The sequence below is a fragment of the Micrococcus sp. iso_229 genome (assembly GCF_058072725.1).
The window spans coordinates 2,148,693-2,171,474 of record NZ_CM176514.1; the positions used below are offsets into that span (position 1 = coordinate 2,148,693).

19 protein-coding genes are annotated in these 22,782 nt (G+C 70.8%); 12 read left to right on the forward strand and 7 right to left on the reverse strand.

The window, feature by feature from the left end:
* Positions 1 to 33 precede the first annotated feature (33 nt).
* The 6 genes from AC3RKA_RS09925 to AC3RKA_RS09950 all read left to right on the forward strand — a co-directional run bounded on the left by AC3RKA_RS09925 (position 34) and on the right by AC3RKA_RS09950 (position 7,218).
* The gene (locus AC3RKA_RS09925; protein ID WP_489727205.1) at positions 34 to 648 is read left to right on the forward strand and encodes a GNAT family N-acetyltransferase; all 615 of its coding nucleotides are present in this window, start codon (positions 34 to 36) and stop codon (positions 646 to 648) included.
* A gap of 58 nt (positions 649 to 706) precedes the next feature.
* Positions 707 to 2,152, forward strand: a complete 1,446-nt coding sequence (gene purB / locus AC3RKA_RS09930; RefSeq protein WP_049159350.1) for an adenylosuccinate lyase — start codon at positions 707 to 709, stop codon at positions 2,150 to 2,152.
* A gap of 140 nt (positions 2,153 to 2,292) precedes the next feature.
* The gene (locus AC3RKA_RS09935) at positions 2,293 to 3,459 is read left to right on the forward strand and encodes a hypothetical protein (protein ID WP_049159347.1); all 1,167 of its coding nucleotides are present in this window, start codon (positions 2,293 to 2,295) and stop codon (positions 3,457 to 3,459) included.
* Between the two features lie 150 nt (positions 3,460 to 3,609).
* Positions 3,610 to 4,509, forward strand: a complete 900-nt coding sequence (locus AC3RKA_RS09940; protein ID WP_489727206.1) for a trimeric intracellular cation channel family protein — start codon at positions 3,610 to 3,612, stop codon at positions 4,507 to 4,509.
* Positions 4,510 to 4,581: 72 nt separating this feature from the next.
* Positions 4,582 to 5,595 carry a trimeric intracellular cation channel family protein gene (locus tag AC3RKA_RS09945; RefSeq protein WP_489727207.1) on the forward strand — a complete coding sequence of 338 codons (1,014 nt, stop codon included), beginning with the start codon at positions 4,582 to 4,584 and terminating at the stop codon, positions 5,593 to 5,595.
* A gap of 66 nt (positions 5,596 to 5,661) precedes the next feature.
* Entirely contained in the window at positions 5,662 to 7,218 is a 1,557-nt protein-coding gene (locus tag AC3RKA_RS09950; protein WP_002858124.1) for a DUF1846 domain-containing protein, read from the forward strand.
* A 143-nt stretch (positions 7,219 to 7,361) separates the two neighbouring features.
* On the opposite strand, the gene AC3RKA_RS09955 is transcribed toward AC3RKA_RS09950, so the two are convergent.
* From AC3RKA_RS09955 to AC3RKA_RS09965, 3 genes are all read right to left on the reverse strand, one after another.
* The gene (locus AC3RKA_RS09955; RefSeq protein ID WP_260840822.1) at positions 7,362 to 10,541 is read right to left on the reverse strand and encodes a DEAD/DEAH box helicase; all 3,180 of its coding nucleotides are present in this window, start codon (positions 10,539 to 10,541) and stop codon (positions 7,362 to 7,364) included.
* Positions 10,531 to 11,442 carry an LD-carboxypeptidase gene (locus tag AC3RKA_RS09960; protein WP_050773895.1) on the reverse strand — a complete coding sequence of 304 codons (912 nt, stop codon included), beginning with the start codon at positions 11,440 to 11,442 and terminating at the stop codon, positions 10,531 to 10,533. Before AC3RKA_RS09960 ends, AC3RKA_RS09955 begins: the two co-directional genes overlap by 11 nt.
* Before the next feature lie 85 nt (positions 11,443 to 11,527).
* Positions 11,528 to 12,760: an AMP-binding protein gene (locus AC3RKA_RS09965; RefSeq protein ID WP_100069128.1), complete on the reverse strand. Its 1,233-nt coding sequence runs from the start codon at positions 12,758 to 12,760 to the stop codon at positions 11,528 to 11,530.
* Positions 12,761 to 13,063: 303 nt separating this feature from the next.
* On the opposite strand from AC3RKA_RS09965, the gene AC3RKA_RS09970 reads away from it, so the two are divergent.
* Together AC3RKA_RS09970 and AC3RKA_RS09975 are read left to right on the forward strand one after the other, a co-directional pair.
* The gene (locus AC3RKA_RS09970) at positions 13,064 to 13,630 is read left to right on the forward strand and encodes a DinB family protein (RefSeq protein ID WP_049159338.1); all 567 of its coding nucleotides are present in this window, start codon (positions 13,064 to 13,066) and stop codon (positions 13,628 to 13,630) included.
* Between the two features lie 93 nt (positions 13,631 to 13,723).
* Positions 13,724 to 16,255, forward strand: a complete 2,532-nt coding sequence (locus AC3RKA_RS09975) for an HAD-IC family P-type ATPase (RefSeq protein WP_489727208.1) — start codon at positions 13,724 to 13,726, stop codon at positions 16,253 to 16,255.
* Between the two features lie 5 nt (positions 16,256 to 16,260).
* On the opposite strand, the gene AC3RKA_RS09980 is transcribed toward AC3RKA_RS09975, so the two are convergent.
* Positions 16,261 to 17,082, reverse strand: coding sequence for a hypothetical protein (locus tag AC3RKA_RS09980; protein WP_098470883.1), 822 nt, complete (start codon positions 17,080 to 17,082; stop codon positions 16,261 to 16,263).
* A gap of 125 nt (positions 17,083 to 17,207) precedes the next feature.
* Between AC3RKA_RS09980 and AC3RKA_RS09985 the strand changes: the two genes are divergently transcribed.
* Positions 17,208 to 17,660 (forward strand): acyl-CoA thioesterase, encoded by a 453-nt coding sequence (locus tag AC3RKA_RS09985; RefSeq protein WP_049147545.1) that lies wholly within the window; start codon positions 17,208 to 17,210, stop codon positions 17,658 to 17,660.
* A gap of 41 nt (positions 17,661 to 17,701) precedes the next feature.
* Here AC3RKA_RS09985 and AC3RKA_RS09990 read toward each other — a convergent pair whose 3' ends face one another.
* The 3 genes from AC3RKA_RS09990 to AC3RKA_RS10000 are packed head-to-tail and all read right to left on the reverse strand — an operon-like array spanning position 17,702 to position 19,760.
* Positions 17,702 to 18,337 carry an energy-coupling factor transporter transmembrane component T family protein gene (locus tag AC3RKA_RS09990; protein ID WP_489727209.1) on the reverse strand — a complete coding sequence of 212 codons (636 nt, stop codon included), beginning with the start codon at positions 18,335 to 18,337 and terminating at the stop codon, positions 17,702 to 17,704.
* A complete protein-coding gene (locus AC3RKA_RS09995; RefSeq protein WP_489727210.1) occupies positions 18,337 to 19,098 on the reverse strand; it encodes an energy-coupling factor ABC transporter ATP-binding protein in 762 nt (253 codons plus the stop codon). Before AC3RKA_RS09995 ends, AC3RKA_RS09990 begins: the two co-directional genes overlap by 1 nt.
* Positions 19,095 to 19,760 carry a biotin transporter BioY gene (locus AC3RKA_RS10000; protein ID WP_489727211.1) on the reverse strand — a complete coding sequence of 222 codons (666 nt, stop codon included), beginning with the start codon at positions 19,758 to 19,760 and terminating at the stop codon, positions 19,095 to 19,097. The genes AC3RKA_RS09995 and AC3RKA_RS10000 overlap by 4 nt, the downstream gene beginning before the upstream one ends.
* Before the next feature lie 289 nt (positions 19,761 to 20,049).
* On the opposite strand from AC3RKA_RS10000, the gene AC3RKA_RS10005 reads away from it, so the two are divergent.
* The 3 genes from AC3RKA_RS10005 to merB all read left to right on the forward strand — a co-directional run bounded on the left by AC3RKA_RS10005 (position 20,050) and on the right by merB (position 22,737).
* Positions 20,050 to 20,466: an SUMF1/EgtB/PvdO family nonheme iron enzyme gene (locus AC3RKA_RS10005; protein ID WP_227448837.1), complete on the forward strand. Its 417-nt coding sequence runs from the start codon at positions 20,050 to 20,052 to the stop codon at positions 20,464 to 20,466.
* Between the two features lie 112 nt (positions 20,467 to 20,578).
* Complete coding sequence (gene merA, locus AC3RKA_RS10010) at positions 20,579 to 22,015, forward strand: mercury(II) reductase (protein WP_020624860.1); 1,437 nt, start codon at positions 20,579 to 20,581, stop codon at positions 22,013 to 22,015.
* Positions 22,016 to 22,074: 59 nt separating this feature from the next.
* A complete protein-coding gene (gene merB, locus AC3RKA_RS10015) occupies positions 22,075 to 22,737 on the forward strand; it encodes an organomercurial lyase MerB (RefSeq protein ID WP_036336638.1) in 663 nt (220 codons plus the stop codon).
* Positions 22,738 to 22,782 lie beyond the last annotated feature (45 nt).

The window sequence follows — 22,782 nt, forward strand, 5'->3', positions numbered from 1 at the left end:
CCACCCCGTCGCGGCTGAGGGCAGGATGGCGCCATGACCGAGCCCGATCCCGCCACCCCTCGCCCCTCCGGGACGCGCGCGGACGCCCCGCCCCGGACCGACGTCGCGCTGCGCCCGGTGGCCGCCGACGACGCCGACTTCCTGTGGACCTGGATCCACGGCGCCGAGGACCCCGAGTGGAAGTCGTGGGACGCCCCCTACTTCCACGCCGCGGACACGGCCGCCCCGCCGAGCCGCGCGGACTTCGACGCCGACCACGCGCGCCGGCGCGTCGGCGACCCGGACGTCCGGGTCGTCACGGTGGACGGCGCCCCCGTCGGTCTCGTGACCCGCACGGAGCAGCATCCGGCGGGCTCGGGCTGGTGGGAGCTCGGCATCCTGCTGTTCGACCCGACCACGTGGGGCCGCGGCGTCGGGCGGGCGGCGCTCACGCTGTGGTCGGACGCGTCGTTCGCGGAGACGGACGCGCACCTGCTGAGCCTGGTCACGTGGTCCGGCAACGCGCGGATGATCGCGTCGGCGGTCCGCGTCGGGTACACCGAGGTCGCCCGCATCCCCGAGGCGCGCTCCTGGGAGGGCCGGCGATGGGACTCGGTGCAGCTCGCGGTGCTGCGGCGGGACTGGTGGCCGGCGTCGACGGACGGCTGAGGACGGACCCGGTCGTCGCCTTCGCCGGGCGTCCGCGGCGCCTGCCAGAATGGGGGCCATGACCTCGCAGCCCGCGCCCGCGCCCGCGTCCACCGCCCACCGCCGTTCCCTCGCCGAGGCCGGCATCGCCCTCGGCCCCCTGGACGGCCGCTACCGCGCGGCGGTGGAGCCACTCGTGGAGCACCTGTCCGAGGCGGCGCTGAACCGCAACCGCATCCACGTGGAGGTGGAGTGGTTCATCCACCTGGCCGAGCACCGCGTGCTGCCGGGTCTCGAGCCGCTCACGGCCGAGCAGCAGGCGGGCCTGCGGGCGATCGTCACGGACTTCGACGCGGAGTCCGTGTCCGAGCTGGCGGCCACCGAGAAGGTCACGGTGCACGACGTGAAGGCCGTCGAGTACTTCATCGCCGACCGCCTCGAGGGGCTGGGCCTGGGCCGGCTGAAGCCGCTCGTGCACTTCGCGTGCACCTCCGAGGACATCAACAACCTCGCCTACGCGGTGGGTGTGCGCGACGCCGTCGAGCAGGTCTGGCTGCCGGCCGCCCGCGCCGCCGTGGCCACCGTCTCCGCGATGGCCGCCGAGGCCGCCGAGACCCCCATGCTCTCCCGCACGCACGGCCAGCCGGCCACGCCCACCACGCTGGGCAAGGAGATGGCCGTGTTCGTGCACCGTCTGACCCGCCAGACCCGGCGCATCGCCGGCCAGGAGTACCTGGGCAAGATCAACGGCGCCACCGGCACCTACGCCGCCCACCTCGCCGCCGCCCCGGACGCGGACTGGCCGGCCCTGTCCCGGTCCTTCGTGGAGCACCTCGGCCTCACCTGGAACCCGCTGACCACCCAGATCGAGTCCCACGACTGGCAGGCGGAGCTGTACGCCGACGTCGCGCGCTTCAATCGGATCCTCCACGGCTTCTGCGTGGACGTGTGGAGCTACATCTCCATCGGCTACTTCGCGCAGATCCCCGTGGCCGGCGCGACCGGCTCCTCCACCATGCCGCACAAGGTGAACCCGATCCGCTTCGAGAACGCCGAGGCCAACCTCGAGCTCTCCTGCGCGCTGCTCGACTCGCTGGGTGCCACCCTCGTGGAGTCCCGTTGGCAGCGCGACCTCACGGACTCGACGTCGCAGCGCAACATCGGCGTGGCCCTCGGCCACTCGGTGCTCGCTCTGACCAACGTCACCAAGGGCATGGGCCAGCTCCAGGTGGCCGAGCCCGTGCTGGCCGAGGACCTCGACACGAACTGGGAGGTGCTCGGCGAGGCCGTCCAGACCGTCATGCGCGCCGAGGCGATCGCCGGCGTGCCGGGCATGGACAATCCCTACGAGCGCCTCAAGGAGCTCACCCGCGGCCAGCGCGTGGACGCCGCCCGCATGCGCGAGTTCGTCCAGGGCCTGGGCCTGTCCGAGGGCGCCCAGGCGCGCCTGCTGGAGCTGACCCCGGCCGGGTACACCGGCGTGGCGGCGGAGCTGGCCAAGGAGTTCGGGCCGGCGCAGGACTGACGCCCAGGTCACGATCCGAGGACAGGATGGTCACGACCTGAGCACACCTCTGGTGTGGCGTGCGCCACGCGGGCAGGCTGAGGGCGTTGCCGCCACCCGGCGGCCACGACCCGCCGCAGAGCACGCCCCGAGGAGACCTGATGTCCGCTCGCCGCACCACCCGCCCGCTGTCCACCGCCCTCGCCGCCGCCGTCCTGGCGGGTGGCCTCGCCGCCACCGCGGCCGCCCCGGCCCTGGCCGCCCCCGCCGAGACCACGGACGGATCACAGTACGGGCACTTCGCCGGGGCCACCTTCGGCTCCACGGAGCTCTCGCCCATGACGGGCCGCTTCTACACGCTGCACGCCGTCAAGGACGTCCGCGTGACCGTCGCGCCGTTCTACCCGTCCTTCACGGATCTCGAGGAGATCTCCGGGTACGTCCCCGGTGAGATGGGCCCGGAGACGGACGTGGAGTTCGCCTACGACGCCGAGCTCGAGACCGGCTACGTGGACGTCCTGGAGCAGCGTCGGGTCCTCGGCGAGGAGGGCACGACCGGCGCCGTCTTCACCCTCTACGTGGACGGGCGGGGCGTCGCGACCCTCATCTTCGGCGAGGACAGGGACCTCGGCGACGACGTGCCCGGCATGTTCCTGGACGCCGAGGGTCCGCAGGCATACGACTTCGGCGCACGCCCGACGGTGGACCACCAGACCCACCTCGCCGCTCCCGGCTCCCGCCTGGTCCACCTGCAGGGCAACTCCAGCGGCGACGTCCCCGGCGCGGACGCCACCATGATCGTGGCCGAGCAGCCGAAGCACGGCACCCTCGTCGAGCTGCCCCGCATCGGCGACCCCATGAACTGGACCCCCGACGGGGCGAACGGCAGCTGGGCCAGCACCGTCTACGTGGCGGACGAGGGCTTCACCGGCACCGACCAGGCCGTGTTCACGATCACCGACGAGGCCACGGGTGAGGAGAAGACGCTCGTCGTGACGTTCTCGATCGGGGACCCGCGGGCCGCCGACCCCCACCTGGGGGTCCAGGGCACGGGTCTCCCGTTCGACGAGGCCCGCGTGTGGGAGGCCCTCGAGGCCCAGGGCGAGGACGACGCGTCCGAGGCACCCGCACCGGAGTCCCCGGCGACCCCCGCCCCGGATTCGACGGACGCCCCGGAGGCCTCCGAGCCCTCGGAGCCCGCCGGCGAGCACACCGTCCCCGAGACCGTGGAGACCGGCTCCGGCCAGGCCTGGTGGCTGGCCGCCGTCGCTGCCGCGGGCACGGGCGCCCTGGTCGCCGGCCGGCGTCGCTTCGGCCTGGCCCGCTGACCCGGAGCGCCGGAGTGCTGCTCGTCCGCTGACCCGCGGCACCACCAGGCGCCGCTCCCGCCCCTCCCGGAGAGGCCGGCTCCGCCCTGTGACGGGGCAGGCCTCCGCCCAGCACTGGCCCATCGGCCCCTGACCGGGGACGATGGGCCGGTGGCTTTCCCACCCCTCCCCCTCTGGCTGCTGTCCGCCACCCCCAAGGACCCCGCCGAACTCGAACGGGACGTGCCCGAGCCGATCGACGCGCACGGCGAGCTCGCCGACGCGATCACCGCGGCGATCACCGCCGTGGACCTCGTGGGCGTGTTCTTCTTCGCGATCTCGGGCGCCGTCCTCGCCGTGCGCAAGGGCTACGACATCGTCGGCTCCCTGCTGCTGGCCCTCATGGTCGGCACGGGCGGCGGCGTCGTCCGTGACCTCGTGGTCGGCCGGGACGTGCCCGCGGCCTTCGACAACCCCTGGTACCTGATCCTGCCGGCGGTCGCGTCGCTGGCGGTGTTCCTCCGGATCTTCGACGGCGAGCGCGGCCACCACGCCGTCATGGCCTTCGACGCCGTCGGCCTGGCCGTGTACTGCGTGGTGGGCACGCGCATCGCCCTGCTCGCCGGCCTGAGCCCGGTCGCCGCCGCGGTGCTGGGCCTGGTGACCGCCGTCGGCGGTGGCATCCTGCGCGACGTCGTCGCCGGGGAACCGCCCGCCGTGTTCGGCGGGCGCGGCTGGTACGCGCTGCCGGCCATCCTCGGCGCGGGCACGACGGCGGCCCTCGGCCAGGCGGAGCTCCTCGGCCCGCTGACCTCGGCGGCGGTGATGGTGCTCGTGCTCGTGCTGCGCGTGGTGTCGCTGCGCAGGGAGTGGCTCGCCCCGGGGGCCGAGATCTCGGGGCAGACCCAGCGCCAGCGCCTGGATCCGCACGACGAGCCGCCCGTGCCGGACATCTGCGACCGCAAGGGCAGGGACGGGCCGCCCGCCGACCCCGGCGAGGACGGCCCCCCGGCGAACGAGGAGACGCCCGGGGCAGGCGAAGACGTCACACCTCCGGGGACACCCGGGTGAACAAACGAGCCACCGCGCGGGCCGCCCGGGACAATGGCCGGTGAATCCCCGGACCCGACGGAAGGAGCCGCCGTGGACGTGCAGCAGTTCTTCGCCACCCTCACCGACGTCCCGTGGCTGCTCACGACCCTGGACCTGATCGGGATCTTCTTCTTCGCCACGTCGGGGGCGCTGCTGGCGGCACGCAAGCAGTTCGACCTGGTGGGCTCGCTGGCGCTGTCCCTGCTGGCGGGCCTGGGCGGCGGCTTCACGCGGGACATCCTGCTGGACCGCGGCCTGCCCGCGTCCCTGGAGAACCCGGTCTACCTGGCTCCGCCCGTGCTGGTGTCCCTGCTCGTGTACGTCAAGGTGATCCACCCGAATCGGCTGAACCTGACCATCACCCTGTTCGACGCCGCCGGGCTCGCCCTGTTCACGGTGTCCGGCGTGCTGCTGGCGCACTCGATGGGCGTGCACCCGGTGTCCACGGTGGTGATCGCGATGGTCACGGCGCTGGGCGGCGGCGTGCTGCGGGACATCGTCGCCAACGAGGTCCCGTCCATCTTCGACCCCCGCGGCGTCTACGTGCTCCCCACGTTCCTGGGCGCGGTGCTGGCGACCGTGGTGGCGATGAACGGCGCGCTCAACGCGTTCACGGGCTTCCTCATCGCGTTCCTGATCTTCGCGGTGCGGATGATCGCCTACCGCTACCAGTGGCGGTTCTTCGGCGCGGAGATCTCCCAGGACAAGGAGTCCCTCGAACGTCTGCGGCGCCTGGCCACGCAGGCGCAGGAGGCGGCCGCGCGCCGGGTGGAGCGCACCCTCGAACGCCGGCTTCGCTCCCCCGGCGCCCCCGCCTTCCCCGACGACGACACGCACGGGTCCTACGGCCCGCGGCAGGAGTACGAGGACCAGGTGCGGGTGGACGACTATGACCCGCAGACCCAGACGATCACCGTCGTCGACCCCGCCTCACACCAGCAGGTGCGCCTGGACCGCGGCACCGGCGTCATGGACGTCACCGACCTGCGCACCGGGCGCACGCGCAGCTTCGACGACCCCGAACACGACTGGATCGCGGACGACCCGGAGGACCCGAGGAACTGAGGGATGCGGGGGCTCGACGCCGGGCCGCGCACGCGCACCCCGCGGACAGGTCTATGCTGAGAGTCCATGACCGGCACGCATGAGACCGCCCGCCCCGCCAGCACGACCACGGAGGCCGCGGCCTCCGGCCCCCTCCACCGCGTCGGATTCGACCGCGCGAAGTACATCGAACTCCAGTCCCAGCACATCCAGGAACGCCGCCGCCAGATCGGCGGGAAGCTGTACCTCGAGATGGGCGGCAAGCTCTTCGACGACCTGCACGCCTCCCGCGTCCTGCCCGGCTTCACCCCGGACAACAAGATCGCGATGCTGGACCGCATCAAGGACGAGACCGAGATCCTGGTGTGCTTCAACGCCAAGGACCTCGAGCGGAACAAGGTCCGCGCGGACCTGGGCATCACGTACGAGGACGACGTCCTGCGCCTCGTGGACGTGTTCCGGGAGCGCGGGTTCCTGGTGGAGCACGTGGTGGTCACGCAGCTGGAGGACGCCAACCACCGTGCGCTGGCGTTCCTCGAGAAGCTCGAGCGCCTCGGCCTGAAGGTGGCCCGCCACCGCGTGATCCCCGGCTACCCGCACGCCATGTCCACGATCGTCTCGGAGCAGGGCTTCGGCGCCAACGAGTGGTCCGAGACCACGCGGGACCTCGTCGTCGTGACGGCCCCCGGCCCGGGCTCCGGCAAGCTGGCGACGTGCCTGAGCCAGGTGTACAACGATCGGCAGCGGGGCATCCCGGCCGGCTACGCGAAGTTCGAGACGTTCCCCATCTGGAACCTGCCGCTCGAGCACCCGGTGAACGCCGCCTACGAGGCCGCCACCGTGGACCTGGACGACATCAACCTGATCGACCCGTTCCACCTGGCCGAGTACGGCGAGCGGGTGACGAGCTACAACCGCGACGTCGAGGTGTTCCCGCTGCTGTCCGCGCTGCTGGAGAAGGTCACGGGCACCACCCCGTACAAGTCCCCCACGGACATGGGCGTGAACATGGCCGGCGCGGCGATCGTGGACGACGAGGTGTGCCAGGAGGCCGCGAAGCAGGAGATCATCCGGCGCTACTACAAGGCTCAGGTCAACGAGGCCCTGGAGGGCGCGGACGACACCGAGTCCGAGCGCGTGGCCCTGGTGATGTCCAAGCTGGGCCTGAGCTCGGAGGACCGCCCGGTGGTGGGTGCCGCGCAGTTGGTGGCCGAGCGCACCGGCGAGCCCGGCGCGGCCGTGCAGCTGGCGGATGGGACCCTGGTGACCGGCAAGACCTCGGAGCTGCTGGGCTGCTCCGCCGCGGTGCTGCTCAACGCCCTCAAGGTGCTGGCCGGCATCGAGGACGACGTGCACCTGCTCTCCCCCGCCTCGATCGAGCCGATCCAGACGCTCAAGACCGTGCACCTGGGCTCCAAGAACCCGCGGCTGCACACGGACGAGGTGCTGATCGCGCTGTCCGTGTCCGCGGCGACCGACGAGAACGCGAAGGCGGCCGTCGAGCAGCTGGCGAGCCTCGAGGGCTGCGACGTGCACACGACGACGATCCTCGGCTCCGTGGACGAGGGCATCTTCCGGTCCCTGGGGATGCTCGTGACGAGCGAGCCGAAGTTCCAGAAGAAGGGGCTGTACCGGAAGCGGTGACGGTGGGCCCGGATCTCGAACGCCTCCGTTTGAGATCCGGGCGACTCCCGGGCCGTTTCCGTTCGGGATCCGGACACCTCCGGAAAACTCGCGCCCGCGCCTATCGCGCACGACGACCGTCACACTCGACGCCCACTCCCTCCCTAGCTAGCGGCCCTCGCTTCCTGGTACGCCGAGGTAGGCATCTCGCGATCCAGTGCCCAAGTGATCTGCATCGGCCGTTCTGTGCCCGACCAATCCGCGAACTGCACCGTTCCCAGACACAGATAGGCAGCACCCTCTCCAATCGCATCCCTACCCGACCCTCGAACAAACATTAGGGTGTGCGACTCGCCGTGCTCCTTGCTGAGGTAGCGCTGGCCCGTGGGGGAGCGAGCGGTCGTGACGTTCTGACTCTCCCAGTGGAATGCGGACCGGCTGACGGCAAAGTCGCGGTACATCGTGCTGGGTGAGAACTGCCGAGCATCCTTTTTAAGGGTCACGAGGAGAGCATCGGTGTTGTAGTCCGGGGAGAAGGCCACGCCTTCCCGGTGACTCGACTGCGTGCGCTCCCACGATGAGATGTCCAGGCCGGCCAGAATCTCCGTCCGTCGATAGTGTGCATGGCTACGGAGGGCCGTCGGCTTCCCCAACCGCAGGTGCTCGGGAGCGGTCCGGGCGCTCGACACGACGACGTCGAGCAACTGGTCGACCTCCTCCACGAATGCGGGCAACCCCCGAACCCAGTCGAAAGCTTCGTCGAAATCGGAAAATGGGGCTGGCCCCGCCCCATGCAAGAGGGTGAAATACAGCATGCGCGCGTACTGCTGATCCTGCGGAGTCAGCTCTTCATAGCGTGTATTATTTGTGAGCAACCGGCGGTACGCATCGGCCCGCTCGGCATCGTCCACGTGGCGCAGCGTGATAGCACGGAGGGTCATCCCACGGTCGTCGGGAGTCATGATGACCCCGAGGTGGTTACCCATCGCGAGGTCTTTGACGGTACTCCAGCTCCGTCCCGATTTTCCTGGCCGGTACACGTCCTCCAGCCCACGGCCGGCCTCCTCGAGGTACCGCGCCAGCGCATAGTCGGCAAGTCCGACGCGCGCCGCAGTGGCGTGGTCCCGCACATCCCTGACTAGGTCCGACAGTTTCAAACCCACCTGATTCTTGAGATTGGCCAGGATGTTTTCCTCCGCCACCCGGTCCAACACGATCTGCGATCCCGGCGGGAGGTAGGGGAATCCTGCCTCAACGTCGTCGATCAACTGGCGCCGACCACTGCCCGTCAGCGCGCGCAGTTTGAGGTCGAAACGGAATTCTTTGCGCTGATGGCCCACAAAATCTAGCGCTGTCAGCACGCTCTTGGTGGGAGAGCGGCGGAGCCCTCGTCCGAGCTGCTGGAGGAAGATCGTGGCACTCTGCGTCGGTCGAAGAAAAAGGACCGTGTTGACCTCAGGGATGTCGAGCCCCTCATTGAACACATCGACGCCGAAGAGCACCTTCAGGGTCCCAGCACGGAGGTCTCTGAAGGCAGCGGCTCGTTCTTCTGACCCGGTGTCCCCCACCACCACGGCCGCCGGGACCTTCGCGCGGTTGAACACCTCGGCCATAAAGTGAGCATGGTCCACCGTGGCACAGAACCCCAGGGCCTTCATGGCATCGAGGTCAGATACCTTGTCGCTGAGCGCCGCCAGAATCTTCCGAGCACGGGCCTCGTCGCCGGTGTAGATCCGACCCAGTGCACCCACGTCGTACTGGCCATTACGCCATTCGATTCCTCGAAGGTCGACGTCGTCGTTCACGGCGAAGTAGTGGAAGGGCACAAGAATGTCCGCCTCAAGCGCGTCCCAGAGGCGCATTTCGGAGGCAATGCGTCCTTCAAACAGGTCCTTGACGTTGACCCCATCGGCGCGTTCCGGTGTCGCCGTCAGACCGAGGACCTCGCGTGGCCTGAGATGGCGGAGGAGTGCCTCGTAGGAGCTCGCAGAGGCGTGATGAAACTCGTCGATGACGACGACATCGAACAGGTCCGGAGACAACGTGGCGACACCTAGCCGAGCCAAGGACTGAACGGACGCAAACACGTGCTTCCACTGCGACGGATGCTCTCCCCCGACGAACAGCTCCCCGAAGGTGCCGTCGTTCAAAATGGCGCGGTAGGTCTTCCGGGCCTGGCGCAAAATCTCTTCCCGGTGCGCCACAAAGAGAAGAGTTGGGGGCGAACCGGCACGCAGTGCCATGTCCCGGTAGTCAAGGCCAGCTATCACCGTCTTGCCCGTGCCGGTGGCCGCGACGAGCAGGTTGCGGTGATGACCACGCGCGCGCTCAGCGTTGAGGTCATCAAGCATCCTCGCCTGGTGCGGATACGGGTGTACGTCCAGACCGCTGAGGTCGATGCGGTCCCCGCGGTCTGTGAATGATCCCTGTCGCAGTTCGCGGTCGAGGCGCTCGGCGTCCCGCTCCGGGTCGTAGGGCTCAAACGCCGGGTCGGCCCAGTACGTGTCGAACGTGGCCTGGAACTTCCTGACTAGTGATGGAGTCGCGATGGAGGACAACCGGACATTCCACTCCAAACCGTCCAGCATCGCGGCCTTGGATAGGTTGGATGATCCAACGTAAGCCGTGCTCCAGCCACTCTCGCGGTGGAACAGCCATGCCTTTGCATGGAGGCGCGTCGAGGCGGTCGTATAGTTCACGCGCACCTCGCCGCCGAACTCACCCACGATGCGATCCAGTGCTGCCCGTTCGGTCGCCCCCACGTAGGTCGTCGTGATGACGCGGAACGGCACCTGGCGCTCAGCCAAAGAGGCCAACTGTTTCTCTAAAGTGCGCAGCCCGTGCCATTTCACGAACGCGCACAACAGATCGACGCGGTCGGCCGAGGCTAGTTCGTCGCGAATCTCAGCGCCGATGCTGGGTTCCCCCACCGCGTTCGTCAGCAAGGCAACCTCGGAGAGAGGCGTCGCCGGCCGGGCCAGTCGCTCCTTGACGGGCGATGCGGCAGGTCGGATCTCCTGGAGCGTCCGCAGTCGTCCCGGTCGTCCGGGCTCTGAGACCGGAAGATCAGGCGCATAGTCCGCCCCCAAGGCTGCGATGACGCGTTGTACCAGCTCGACCTGCTTCTCCGGCGTTTTCGCCTGCGTCAGCGCATGCCGAAGCAGACCGCCGACATGAACGGCAAGTTGATGGGGCAAAGCAGTGTCACTGAGTGGTTCAAACCCCGGCTCGAGATTCTGCGCGGCGGCCAGCTGCTGCCGCACGTGCAGGGTTTCTACCTGCTCATATGCTCCCGCGGGCAGCCTAAGAAGACGCCCTGCGACCGCTTCGTCGTTAGTGCTCACGGTGCTGATTCTGACACCCCACCCGGGCACGTGGAGGAGTTCCCAAAGACGACCGATGAGTACTGCCCAGTGGCCTGCGCCGCCGCGCGCGCTCGACCGCGCCGCGCGGCACCTCGAAGGAGCTCGTCGGCGGCCGGGCCGCCAGCACGGCGTGCACAGCGCGCTCCCCCAGGATGCGCAGCATCCGACGCACCTCCCCGACCCACAGCAGCACCTCGAGGCAGCCGCCCCATGTCCGGCCGGTCACCGCGCGCCGCGGCCCGGCCCAGCGCCAGGGTGAGGCGCCGCCGACGCCGCGCGCGCCGTCGTCGTGCGGGCCTGGCACCGGCTCGCGCGTCCCGAACTCGCTGAGCGCCCGCGGGTCCAGCCAGTCGACGCCGTGGTCCTCCGACTCCCCCGGCTCCGTGATCTCCAGCCGCCCTCCCGTCAGCAGGGCGGCCCGCAGGGACGCGGCGTGCACCTCATCCACAGCCGGTCCCGGCCCCAGGTGCACCTGGGTGGAGCCTCCGTAGAAGCTCGCCACGCCGTTCGCCCACAGCCACTGGTGCAGGTTGGTGTTGTCGCTGTGACCGAGGAACGGCTTGGGGTCCGCGCGCACGGCGTCCGCGTCCAGGTGACCGATCACGGTGATCTGGTCCTCCCCGCCCACCGTGGCGATCACCGCACGGATCTGGGGGTCCGCGAACGCCGCGTTCAGGTCCCGCGCCCGGTCCTCGGCGCTCGCCCCGAGCTGCCGGGTGGTGGGGTACTCGACCGGCACCAGTCCGGTCACCTCGGCCAGGCGGCGCATCGCCTGCTCGTGCACCGCGGGCGCGAAGCCGGGAGCCGCGAACGACGGCGAGACGACGGCGATCCTGTCGCCCGGCTGGGCCTTGGGCGGGTGGACGAGCGGCTGAGTCATACCGGGAGCGTAGCGAGAGGCCATCTGTCCGTCGTTCCTCTCACTCAGACCAGACCACCCGCGCCCAGACCGCCCGGCACGCCCCTCACCCCTGACGCAGCTCGCGGCGCAGGATCTTGCCCGTGGCGTTCTTCGGCAACCCGTCCAGGACGGTCACCTCCCGCGGCTGCTTGTAGCGGGCCAGCCGCTCGGCCGCGAACGCCTGGAGCTGCTCCCCCGTGACGGCGCTGCCCGGGGCCAGCGAGACGAAGGCGGCGATCTCCTCGCCCAGCCGCTCGTCCGGCATACCCACCACAGCCGCCTCGACCACGTCCGGGTGCTCGTAGAGGACCTCCTCCACCTCGCGGGGGTACACGTTCATGCCGCCGCGGATGATCACGTCCTTGAGCCGGTCCACGATCATCACGTACCCGGCCTCGTCCCGGCGGGCGATGTCCCCGGTGCGGAACCAGCCGTCCTCGTCGAACGCCGCCTCCGTGTCCTCCGGGCGGCCCCAGTAGCCGGCCATGATGCCCTCACCCCGGATGCGCAGCTCACCGGAGGTCTCGCGGTCCTCCTCCGGCACCTCGGTGCCGTCCATCGCCACGATCCGGAACTCGAAGCCGTCCACCGGCCGGCCCACGGTGCCCGGGCGGGTCGGCACGTCCACGGGGTTGAAGAAGCACGCACCCGCGTTCTCGGACAGCCCGTAGCCCTCCAACACGGGCACGCCGAACAGCTTCTCCGCCGCGCGCAGCGTCTCCACCGGCAGGCTCGCACCGCCGGAGAGGGGCATGCGCAGCCTCGAGAAGTCCGCCGGCACGAACCGCGGCATCAGGGACAGGGTGGACCCGGCGAACACCGCCCCGTTGAGCACCACCGAGAGCCCGAACACGTGGAACATCGGCAGCGCCGCGAACACGACGTCGTCCGGGCCGAGCCGGCCCAGGCCGGTCGCCGTCGCCATGGCGTTGGAACGCAGGTTCGTGTGCGTCAGCCGGGCACCCTTGGGCCGCCCCGTGGTGCCCGAGGTGTAGAGCAGGACGGCGTCGTCGTCGGGGTCCCGCGGGGTGATTTGCGTGACCGGGGCGATGCCCTCGGCGGCGCACTCCCGCCCGACCGCTTCGAGGTCCAGGGTGACCACCTCGACGTCGACGTTCCCGGCCACCTCGTCCACGGCCGGCAGCCCGGGCATGGCCCAGAGCATGCGCGCCCCAGAGTCCTCGAGGAAGTACTCCAGCTCACGGGCCGTGAACAGCGGGTTGAGCGGCACCATCACCGCGCTCAGACGCATGAGCGCCTCGTAGACCGCCACGAAGGCCGGGACCTTGGGCAGCATCTGGCGCCGGATCGCCTCCCAGCGCAGCCGCCGTCCGCGTACGCCTGCACAGCCCAGTCCTCGGGCGCCCCGAAGAGCTCCTCCGGGCCCTCCTGGGTGCCGACGACGCCGGCCCACCCCCTTCCGGGAACGCGTGCGGTCGGTATGGGCGCACTTTTCAGGCTCAGACCGACCACACGCGTTCCAGGTCCGCGGGCCCGCACCCCGCCCCCGCCTCCGCCCCCGCTCCCTCCCGCCAGCTCACCCGCCCCCGGACGCGCCGTTTCCCGAACGACAACGCGGGTGGGGCGTAGCCTGGCCGCCATGACCACCGTGTTCTACGACGACCAGGGCCGCCCCGAGCCGCCCTTCGCCGCGGGCGAGGCCGCCACCCTGCTGGGCTTCCTCGACTTCCTGCGCGCCACGATCGAGTGGAAGACGGCGGACCTGGACACGGCCGCGCTGCACCGCCGGCTGCCGGGCCACCCGTCCGCGATGACGCTCGGCGGCCTGCTCAAGCACCTCGCGTTCGTCGAGTTCTGGTGGTTCGAGGCCGTCGCCCTCGGCGAGCCCACCTCGGCGCCCTGGGTGGGAGCGGACTTCGACGCCGACCCCGACTGGGACTGGCACAGCGCGGCGCAGGACTCCGCGGCGGACCTGCGCGCCCTCTGGCAGGGCCAGGTGGAGCGGTCCCGGCAGATCGTGGTGGACCTGCTCGCGGCGGACGGCGACGACGGCGCCGCGGCCCTGGCCCGCATCCACCGGATCCGGGAGGGGCGGGACCCGGTCTCGCTGCGGTGGATCCTCACCCACATGATCGAGGAGTACGGCCGCCACGCCGGCCACGCCGACCTGCTGCGCGAGGGGATCGACGGCCAGACCGGCGAGTGAGCCCGCCCCACCCGCAGTCCCGCCTGCGGTCGCACCCGGGTTCATCCCCTCGTCGGATGCCCGGCCCCGCACTGGCTGGGTAGATTCTGTGCCATGGCCTCCCCCTCCCCTGCGTCCGCGCACCCGTCCGCCCCCGAGAGCGGGACGGGCCTGGGGTTCACCGGCGCGGCGGGGATCACCGGGCTCACCGCCGCCGAGGTCGCCGAGCGGGAGGCCGCGGGCCTGGTCAACGTCCAGTCCCGGGACACGTCCCGCTCGCTGGGGCAGATCCTGCGTGTGCACGTGTTCACGCTGTTCAACCTGGCGATCGCGCTGTGTGCCGTCGTCGTGATCCTGATGGGCCGCTGGCTGGACCTGCTGTTCTCGCTGGCGGCCGTGGCCAACGTGGTGATCGGGGTGGTCCAGGAGTACTCGGCCAAGCGGAAGCTGGACCGGATCGCGCTGCTGCACCAGGACGACGTCCTCGTCATCCGGGACGGGGCGCGCGTGCCCCTGCCGATGGCGCGGATCGTGCGGGACGACGTCGTGGTGCTGCGCCGCGGCGACCAGGTGCCCGTGGACGGCGAGGTCCTCGTCTCGGACGGCCTGGACATGGACGAGGCGCTGCTCACCGGGGAGAACGACCCCGTGCCCAAGACCCCCGGGGACGCCGTGCTCTCGGGCTCGGCCGTCGTGGCCGGCGCGGGCCTGGTGCGCGCGACGGCGGTGGGCTCGGCCTCGCACGCCGCCCGGCTCAGCGCCGAGGCCCGCCGCTACTCCGCCATCCGCTCGGAGCTGCGCGGCGCCCTGGAGACGGTGGCCCGCTGGCTGACGATCGCCCTGGTGCCGATCATCGCGGTGATCGTGCACGGGCAGATGACGGCGGTCGGCGGCTGGTCCCACGCCCTGTCCCAGCCGCGCGAGGCCGCCCTGGAGCCCGCACTGATCGCGTCCGTGGCGGCGGTGACCAGCATGATCCCGCAGGGCCTGGCGCTCATGACGACCATCGCGTTCGCCGTGTCCGCGCTCAAGCTGGCCCAGCAGGAGGTCCTCATCCAGGAGCAGCCCGCCGTGGAGGTCCTGGCCCGCGTGGACACCGTCTGCCTGGACAAGACCGGCACCCTCACCGAGGGCGGCGTCCGGTTCGACCGGCTCGCCGCGCCCGCCTCGGCGGACGCGTCCCCGGACACCCACGACGACGGCGCCCCGGCCGAGGTCGGCGACGGGGCTCGGGCCGTGCTCGCCTGGTTCGGCGCGGACCCGGACGTGAACCCCACCGCGGCGGCCCTGCGCGAGCCCTTCACGGCCGTCCCGGCCGCGGACCCCACGGCCCAGGTGGCGTTCTCCTCCGCGCGCCGGTGGTCGGCGGTCACCTTCGGCCCCGAGGCCGGGGCGTCGGCCGGCACGTGGCTGCTGGGCGCGCCCGAGGCCCTCGTGGACGAGCGGCTCCTCGGGCACGACGCCGCCGAGGCCGTCCGCGCCCAGGTCCACGCCGACGCGGACGCCGGCCGCCGCGTGCTGCTGCTGGCCCGCACGGACGAGCCCCTCATCGGGGATGCGCTGCCCGCCGGAGGCGTCCCGGTCGCCGTCGTGACGTTCCGCGAGAACGTGCGCCCGGACGCCGCCGAGACCCTCGGCTACTTCCACGCGCAGGGCGTGCGGACCGTGGTGATCTCCGGGGACAGCCCGCGCACCGTGGCCGCCGTGGCCCGCGAGGTGGGCCTCGAGGTGACGGGCCAGGCCTACGACGGGCGCACCCTGCCGGACGAGCCCGGGGAGCTCGCCGACGTGATGGCCGAGCACGACGTGTTCGGCCGCGTCAGCCCGGACCAGAAGAAGGCGATGGTCCAGGCGCTGCAGTCGCGCGGGCACGTGGTGGCCATGACCGGCGACGGCGTGAACGACGCCCTGGCCCTGAAGACCGCGGACCTGGGCATCGCCATGGGCAACGCCGCCCCGGCCACCAAGGCGGTGTCCCGGATGGTGCTGCTGGACGGGCGCTTCGACCGCCTGCCGCGCGTGCTCGGCGAGGGCCGCCAGGTGATCGCGAACATGGAGCGGCTCGCCCACATCTACCTGACGAAGACGACGTACGCGCTGCTGTTCGGCGTGGTGTTCTCCCTGTTCGCGTGGCAGTTCCCGCTGCTGCCGCGGCAGGCCTCCACCGTGGACTTCATCATGATCGGCGCGCCCACGTTCTTCCTCGCCCTGCTGCCGAACCCGCGCCGCTACGTGCCCGGGTTCCTGGGGCGGGCGCTGCGGTTCGCGATCCCCTGCGGCGCGGTGATCCTGCTGTCCATGGTGGCGTTGCATTCGTACGTGCGCCTCACCGCCGGCGACGTCGACCCGGCCCGGCAGCAGGCCGCGTTCATGATCACCCTGACCCTGTTGGGCCTGTGGGTGCTCAGTGTGATGTCCAGGCCGCTGAGCGCGCGCGTGGTGGTCCTCATCCTGGCGATGTACGCGACGCTGGCCGCCGTCGTGCTGGTGCCGGCCTCCCGCTGGTACCACCAGATGGAGGTCCCGCCCACGGACGTGCTCGTGGCCGCGCTGGTGATCGCCGCACTCGGGTGCGGGCTGATCGAGCTGATCCACCAGGTGCACCGCCGCGACGTGGCGCGGGTGCTGGCCGCCGCGGGGGCCTGAGACCCTCAGCCGCGGGCGCGACGCACGGCGGCCCGGTAGTCGCGCCACTCCCACACCAGCACGACGACGGCGAGCAGCAGGTACGCGACGTCCCACGCGCTGGGCCGCTCCCCGGCCACCACGCCCGGGAGACGGGTGGCCAGGATGAGCACCACGAGCGCGGTGACCGCCCAGGCCTGCCGGCGGGGCGCGACGACCCGGTCCTTCTGGAAGCCCGCGGCGTACGCCTCCGGGGAGCCGAGCTCCTCGGCCAGCGGGCGCCCGGCTGCGGCCCCGCGTGCCCGCGCGTCACGGACGATCTCGGCCACCCGCGCGTCGGGCAGGTCCTTGCGCAGCCGCAGGACGCCGGCGAGGCGGCGGGCCCAGGCGTCGTCGTCGAGGGCGGCGGGGGGCTCTTCCACGGGACGGCGGGCCGCCGGGAGCAGCCGGTGCGCGAGCCAGGCGAGGGCCGCGCAGACCGGGGCGACGGCGAGCAGCCAGAACGTGCTCCCGGTGAACAGGTGCGTCCGCGCGTTCACCTCGACGAGCCACCAGGCGAGCACCAGCACGAAGGCCGGGAGGGCGACGGCGGCGACCAGCGTGGCGGCCAGCCGCGGGACGCGGGCGAGGAGCCGCTCCCAGAGGACCATCACCGCCACCCCGGCCACACCCATGAGCACCGGAGCCAGCAGGAGCCCCCACGTGTAATCGGTGGTGAGCCCGTCCCGGAGCAGCCAGACCAGGCAGAACAGGACGGCGATGCCGGCGGCGACCGTGAAGCCGACCACCGGCACATCGCGCCAGGTGGCGTCGGGTGTGGCGGGGTCGGGGTGGGGGCGGATGGTCATCGGTCGGGTCCCTCCTGTGTGCTCCGTTGCGGATCCCTTTCGGCGACCCTACGGCCTGGTCGAGCACGTCTCCGCGTCGGGTGCCCTCCCTCGTGCCGGCGTCGGCGTCGCTCTACCGTGGAGCCATGGACTCCACGCTCTTCACCCGTTCGGCCGACCGCGCCGCCCACGACGACGTCAACTTCCGCACCCGCAAGTGGGTCAAGCCGGAGGACCTCAACGCGAACAACACCCTCTTCGGCGGCTCGCTGCTGCGCTGGGTCGACGAGGAGGCGGCCATCTACGCGACCCTGCAGCTGGGCAACCCGCGGTGCGTGACGAAGCTGATCTCGGAGATCAACTTCCTGGCCTCGGCGAAGCAGGGCGACATGATCGAGATGGGCCTGCGCGCCACCGAGTTCGGGCGCACGTCCCTGACCATGCGGGCGAAGGTGCGGAACATCGTGACCGGCGAGATGATCCTGACCATCGACAAGATCGTGTTCGTGTCCCTGGGCGAGGACGGCAAGCCCGTGCCCCACGGCTTCACCGAGATCACCTACGACCGCGACCGTCTGCCCCTGGACAACCCCCTCTGAACCGGCCCGCCACCCCACGCGGTCCGGGAGGGCGGGCGGCTCTAGTCGATGCCGCGGGCGGCCAGGGCGTCCCCGACGTCGTCGGCGTGCTTGAAGCTGAGCACCAGCAGCGGCAGCACCCAGGCCCACGGCGCCATCCGCACCCCGCGGGCGGCCTGCGCATGCCGGATCTGCTCGGCCAGCGCGCGCAGGTGGCCGATCGAGGAGAGCACCAGGCCCATCGCCAGGCCCACGCGGTCGGCGCGGAACCCCGCCCGCGCCAGGCGTGGCCCCGCCCACGGGATCCGCTCGACCGGCCGCAGCACCGCCTCGGCCACCCCGGTCATGTCCGCGATCCGGGTGGTGCGCGTCAACACCTGCGCGGTGAGCACGAGCCCGAGCACGCGCGCCACCATGAGTCCGGCGGCGAACGCGTCGGCGAAGATCCACTGCGCCGCGAACAGGACCACGTAGAACAGCCACAGAGCGCGCAGGTCGGAGGCGATCATCGCCGCACCGCGCCGCAGCCCGAAGCCCACGAGATACGCGGTCACGGCACCCACGACGGCGGCGCCCGCCGTCCACCGGGACAGCGGCAGCAGGGTCAGGGCCAGCACCCACACCGCGAAGAGGCCCGTCTTGAGGCCGGCGCGGGCGTGGTGCAGGGGCGAGTCGCCGTGGATGTACAGGGAGAGCATCAGCGCAGCTCCGCCGCCACGGCGTGGTCCAGGAAGCGCTCGTACGCCTCGACCACGTCCTCGGCCGGGCCGGTCCGCTCCACACGGCCGCCGTGGATCCACACGGCCTCGTCGCACGCACGGGCCAGCTCGAGGTCGTGCGTCACCAGCAGCAGCTGGAACCCGTCCGGGGCCGAGGGGTCGGCGGCCAGCAGCCGGTCGGCCACGATCCGCCGGTGCCGGCCGTCCAGCAGGGAGGTCGGCTCGTCGGCGATCACCAGGGACGGCCCGGCGGTCATCACCGAGCACATCGCCAGCCGCTGCGCCTGCCCCGAGGACAGGGACAGGCACGCCCGGTCCGCGAGCGCGGTGAGCCGGTGCTCCTGGAGCGCCGCGGCCACGCGCGCGGCGACGTCGTCCGTGGTCAGGCGACGGCCGGCGTCGTCCCGGAGCGACTTCACGGTCAGCTCCACGTCCTCCCGGACGGTGGGCATGACCATCTGCGCGGCCGGGTTCGCGAACACGAAGCCGACGGTGCGGCGCAGCGCCTTCACGTCCCGGACGGCGTCCACCCCGTGCACGGTCACCTCCCCGGCGACGACGTCGGCCAGGCCGGCGATCGCGCGGGCCAGCGTGGACTTGCCGGAGCCGTTCTCCCCGATCACCGCCACGCGCGGGGCCGTGAGGGTGAGGTCCACGCCGTCGAGGAGGACGACGACGCCCTCGGGGCCGTCGGCCTCGACGCGGACGCCCGTGAGGGTGACGGAACGGTCCGGGCTCATCGGAAGGCGCGGGGGTAGGCCTTCCACAGGCCGACGATGAGGATGACGGCCACGACGAGCTTGAGCAGGTCACCGGGCACGAACGGGGCCATGGAGAGGACGGCGGCGCCGAACTCCATCCCGGCGATCCCGACGAAGCCGAGCGCGCCGAAGACGTAGACCATCACGACGCCGCCGATCAGCCCGGCGACGGCCGCCCCGAGCGCGACCCGTCCGGCACCGAGGCCGGGACGGGCCCGGGAGGTGAGGGCCCAGAAGATCAGGCCGACGATCAGCGCGGACGGGATCCAGCCGAGGATGAAGCCGGCCGTCGGGCCGGCGAACACGCCCAGGCCGCCGCGGCCGCCGCTGAGCAGCGGCAGGCCGAGCGCCACGAGGCCGGCGAACAGCGCCATCGAGGCGGCCCCACGCCACGGGCCGAGGATCACACCGGCCAGGATCACGGCGATGTTCTGCAGCACGATCGGGGCGGGCACACCGGCGACGGCGATCGGCGGCACCAGACCGAGGACGGCCATCAACGCGGTCATGACGGCGATGCGCGCGAGGCTGCCGCCGGCGGAAGCGCGACGGGGGCGGCCGGCGTCGGCGGGGCGGTCCGCCGTCGTGGTGGCCGCGGGGCGGACGTGGCCGTCGTGGGACGAGGGCACGGAAGTGCTCATGGAGGGACTCCTGGTGCGGAAGCGAGTGCGAGGGGGCGCTGCCGAGGCGCGGGGCGCATGGCGAGTGCCCGACGGGCTGAACAGTGTTCAGGAGTCTACTGCAGGGCGAAGGTGCGGGCGGCCGGGGTGCGCTCCCGGGCGATGGTGCGTGGATGTCGAGATGCAGCGAAGATTTCACAAACGCGCAAATATGTTTCATGCGACCATGAGTCACTTAGGTATTGACATTTGAACCTTGATCGACTAGGGGTCATAGTTCTCCAGTCAGCCCGTGTGCGACGCTGACACCATGAACCAGCCCTCCATGGCCACCCTGTCTTCGGGAAAAATCACCCTGCGCGACGCCCGCCGCGGGACCACACGGGATGTGGAACTGGAGCCCTTCGAGATGGCAGTGCACCCCCTCCATGACCGGAGCACCGGACGCCCGCTCACGCCTCTGACATGGTTCGAGACCATCAACCTCTGCAACGAGCTATCCAATGCCGAAGAGCTGCAGCCGGCCTACACGCGTGCTGGGGACGGACGCTCCGTTACCTGGAACACGAGCGCTGACGGGTACCGATTGCCCACCGAGGCCGAGTGGGAGTACGCCTGCCGCGCCGGAACGACCTCGCCCGCCTACGGGCCGCTTGAAGACATCGCCTGGACCGGCCTCGACCACCTCGAGGGCCCCCAGCCCGTCGTCCGTTCAGAGAACCCTTGACCTTCCCCCGTAGGGGAAGGTGCAGACTGAAGATCAACCACTGGAAAACCAGCCATCAGCTTCTGCCGTCACGCAATGAACCGGTGCCCGATGGCAGTGTAGGGAGATTCGCATGAACGAGGCAGTACCGCATTTCGATCTGGCGATCATCGGTTCCGGTGGTGGCGCGTTCGCTGCCGCGATCAGGGCAACGAACCTCGACAAACGGGTCGTCATGATCGAACGCGGGACCGTGGGCGGGACCTGCGTGAACACCGGATGCATCCCCTCCAAGGCTCTGCTCGCCGCAGCCGAGGCACGCCACACCGCCCAGGACGCCGGCAGGTTCCCCGGCCTCACCGCCACCGCGGGACCCGTGGACATGGAAGCACTCATCGCGGGAAAGCGCGCCTTGGTGGAGAACGTGCGCTCCGATAAGTACGTGGACCTCGTCGCGGACTACGGGTGGGAGCTGCGCCACGGCAATGCTGTATTCACCGGCACCGCCGCGGACCCTGCGCTGGAGGTCACCGCGCAGGACGGGACCAGGGAGACGATCACGGCCGCCCACTATCTGGTCGCGACCGGCTCCACCCCGTGGGCCGCACCGATCAATGGTCTGGACACGGTCGATTACCTGACATCGACCACGGCCATGGAACTCGACGAGGTACCCGAGTCCTTGCTGGTCATCGGCGGCGGGTACGTCGCCCTGGAACAGGCCCAACTCTTCGCCCGCCTCGGCTCGAAGGTCACCATGCTGGTGCGCTCTCGCCTGGCATCGGGTGAGGAACCCGAAGCATCCAGGGCATTGATGAGCGTCTTCGCCAACGAGGGCATCCGGGTCATCCGCCGCTCCACCGTCTCCTCCATCACCCAGGACACGGACGGCGGCATTGCCGCCCAGGCCGACATCGCCGGCGGGCGCGAAACCCTCCGGGCCTCCAAGGTCCTCATCGCCACGGGTCGGCGCCCGGTCACCGACGGGCTAAACCTGGCCGGGGTGAGCGTGAAGACCGGGGACAAGGGGGAAGTCGTCGTCGAGGACACCCTGGTGAGCTCTAACCCACGCGTTTGGGCTGCGGGGGACGTGACCGGGCACCCCGAATACGTGTACGTCGCCGCATCCCACGGCACCCTGATGGTCGACAACGCCTTCAGCGACGCCGGCCGCGCCGTGGACTACAGCCACCTGCCCCGCGTCACGTTCACCAGCCCTAACCTCGCGGTTGTCGGCATGACCGACAAGCAGGCAAGAGACGCCGGGATCAGGTGCGAATGCCGGGTTGTACCGCTGGAATACATACCCCGCGCCGTGGTGAACCGGGACACCCGCGGATTCATCAAGATGGTCGCAGACGCCGACACCGGCAGGATCGTCGGTATCACCGCCGTCGCGAAGGAAGCCGGCGACCTCGCTGCAACAGGCGTGTACATCCTGCAGGCCGGGATGACCGTCGATCAGGTCGCGAACCTCTGGAGCCCGTACCTGACCATGGCCGAGGGCATCAAGATCGTTGCCCAGTCCTTCAAGACGGATGTCTCCAAACTTTCCTGCTGCGCCGCCTGAACACCTGAACCACCGATCGCCGAACACTGACACACCATGCCTTGAAAGGAACGACCGCGATGAACAACATCAGCGAGGTCACTGACCGGCTTGCGTCCAACGAGACGGGGATGGAGCCCTGGCTGTGGATGCCCCTACTGAAACTCCTCGCCCTGGGCGACCCGGTCGACGTGAGCGACCTCGCCGCGGCGACCGGCCGTGCCGGGGAGGAAGTCCGCACTGCCCTCAAGGCGATGGGCGACACGGAGTACGACGGGTCCGGGCGGATCATCGGGCAGGGCCTGACGCAGCGCCCCACGCAGCACCGGTTCGAGGTAAACGGTGAGCAACTCTACACCTGGTGCGCGCTGGACACCCTGATCTTCCCGACCCTGCTGGGCGCATCCGCGCGTATCGAATCCTCACATCAGGCCACAGGCACCCCGGTACGGGTGGCTGTCACAGCGATGGGTGTCACCAGCGTGGAGCCGGCCACCGCCGTGGTGTCCCTGGTGAACCCGGAGGACATCAGCTCCGTCCGCTCATCGTTCTGCAACCAGGTCCACTTCTTCGCCTCACCCGACGACGCAGCGCCCTGGCTCGAAACCCACCCCGGCGGCACCATCATGCCTGTCAAAGAGGCCTACGAACTCGGATCCTCCATGGCTGAGAAGATGCTCACCCACACACCAGGACCCGCCACCGACCAGGTAAGCAACGGCGTCCAAAGCTGCGCCTGCTGAACCAACCGACCACCCACCACTACCCGCCGGACCACCATTGGCAAC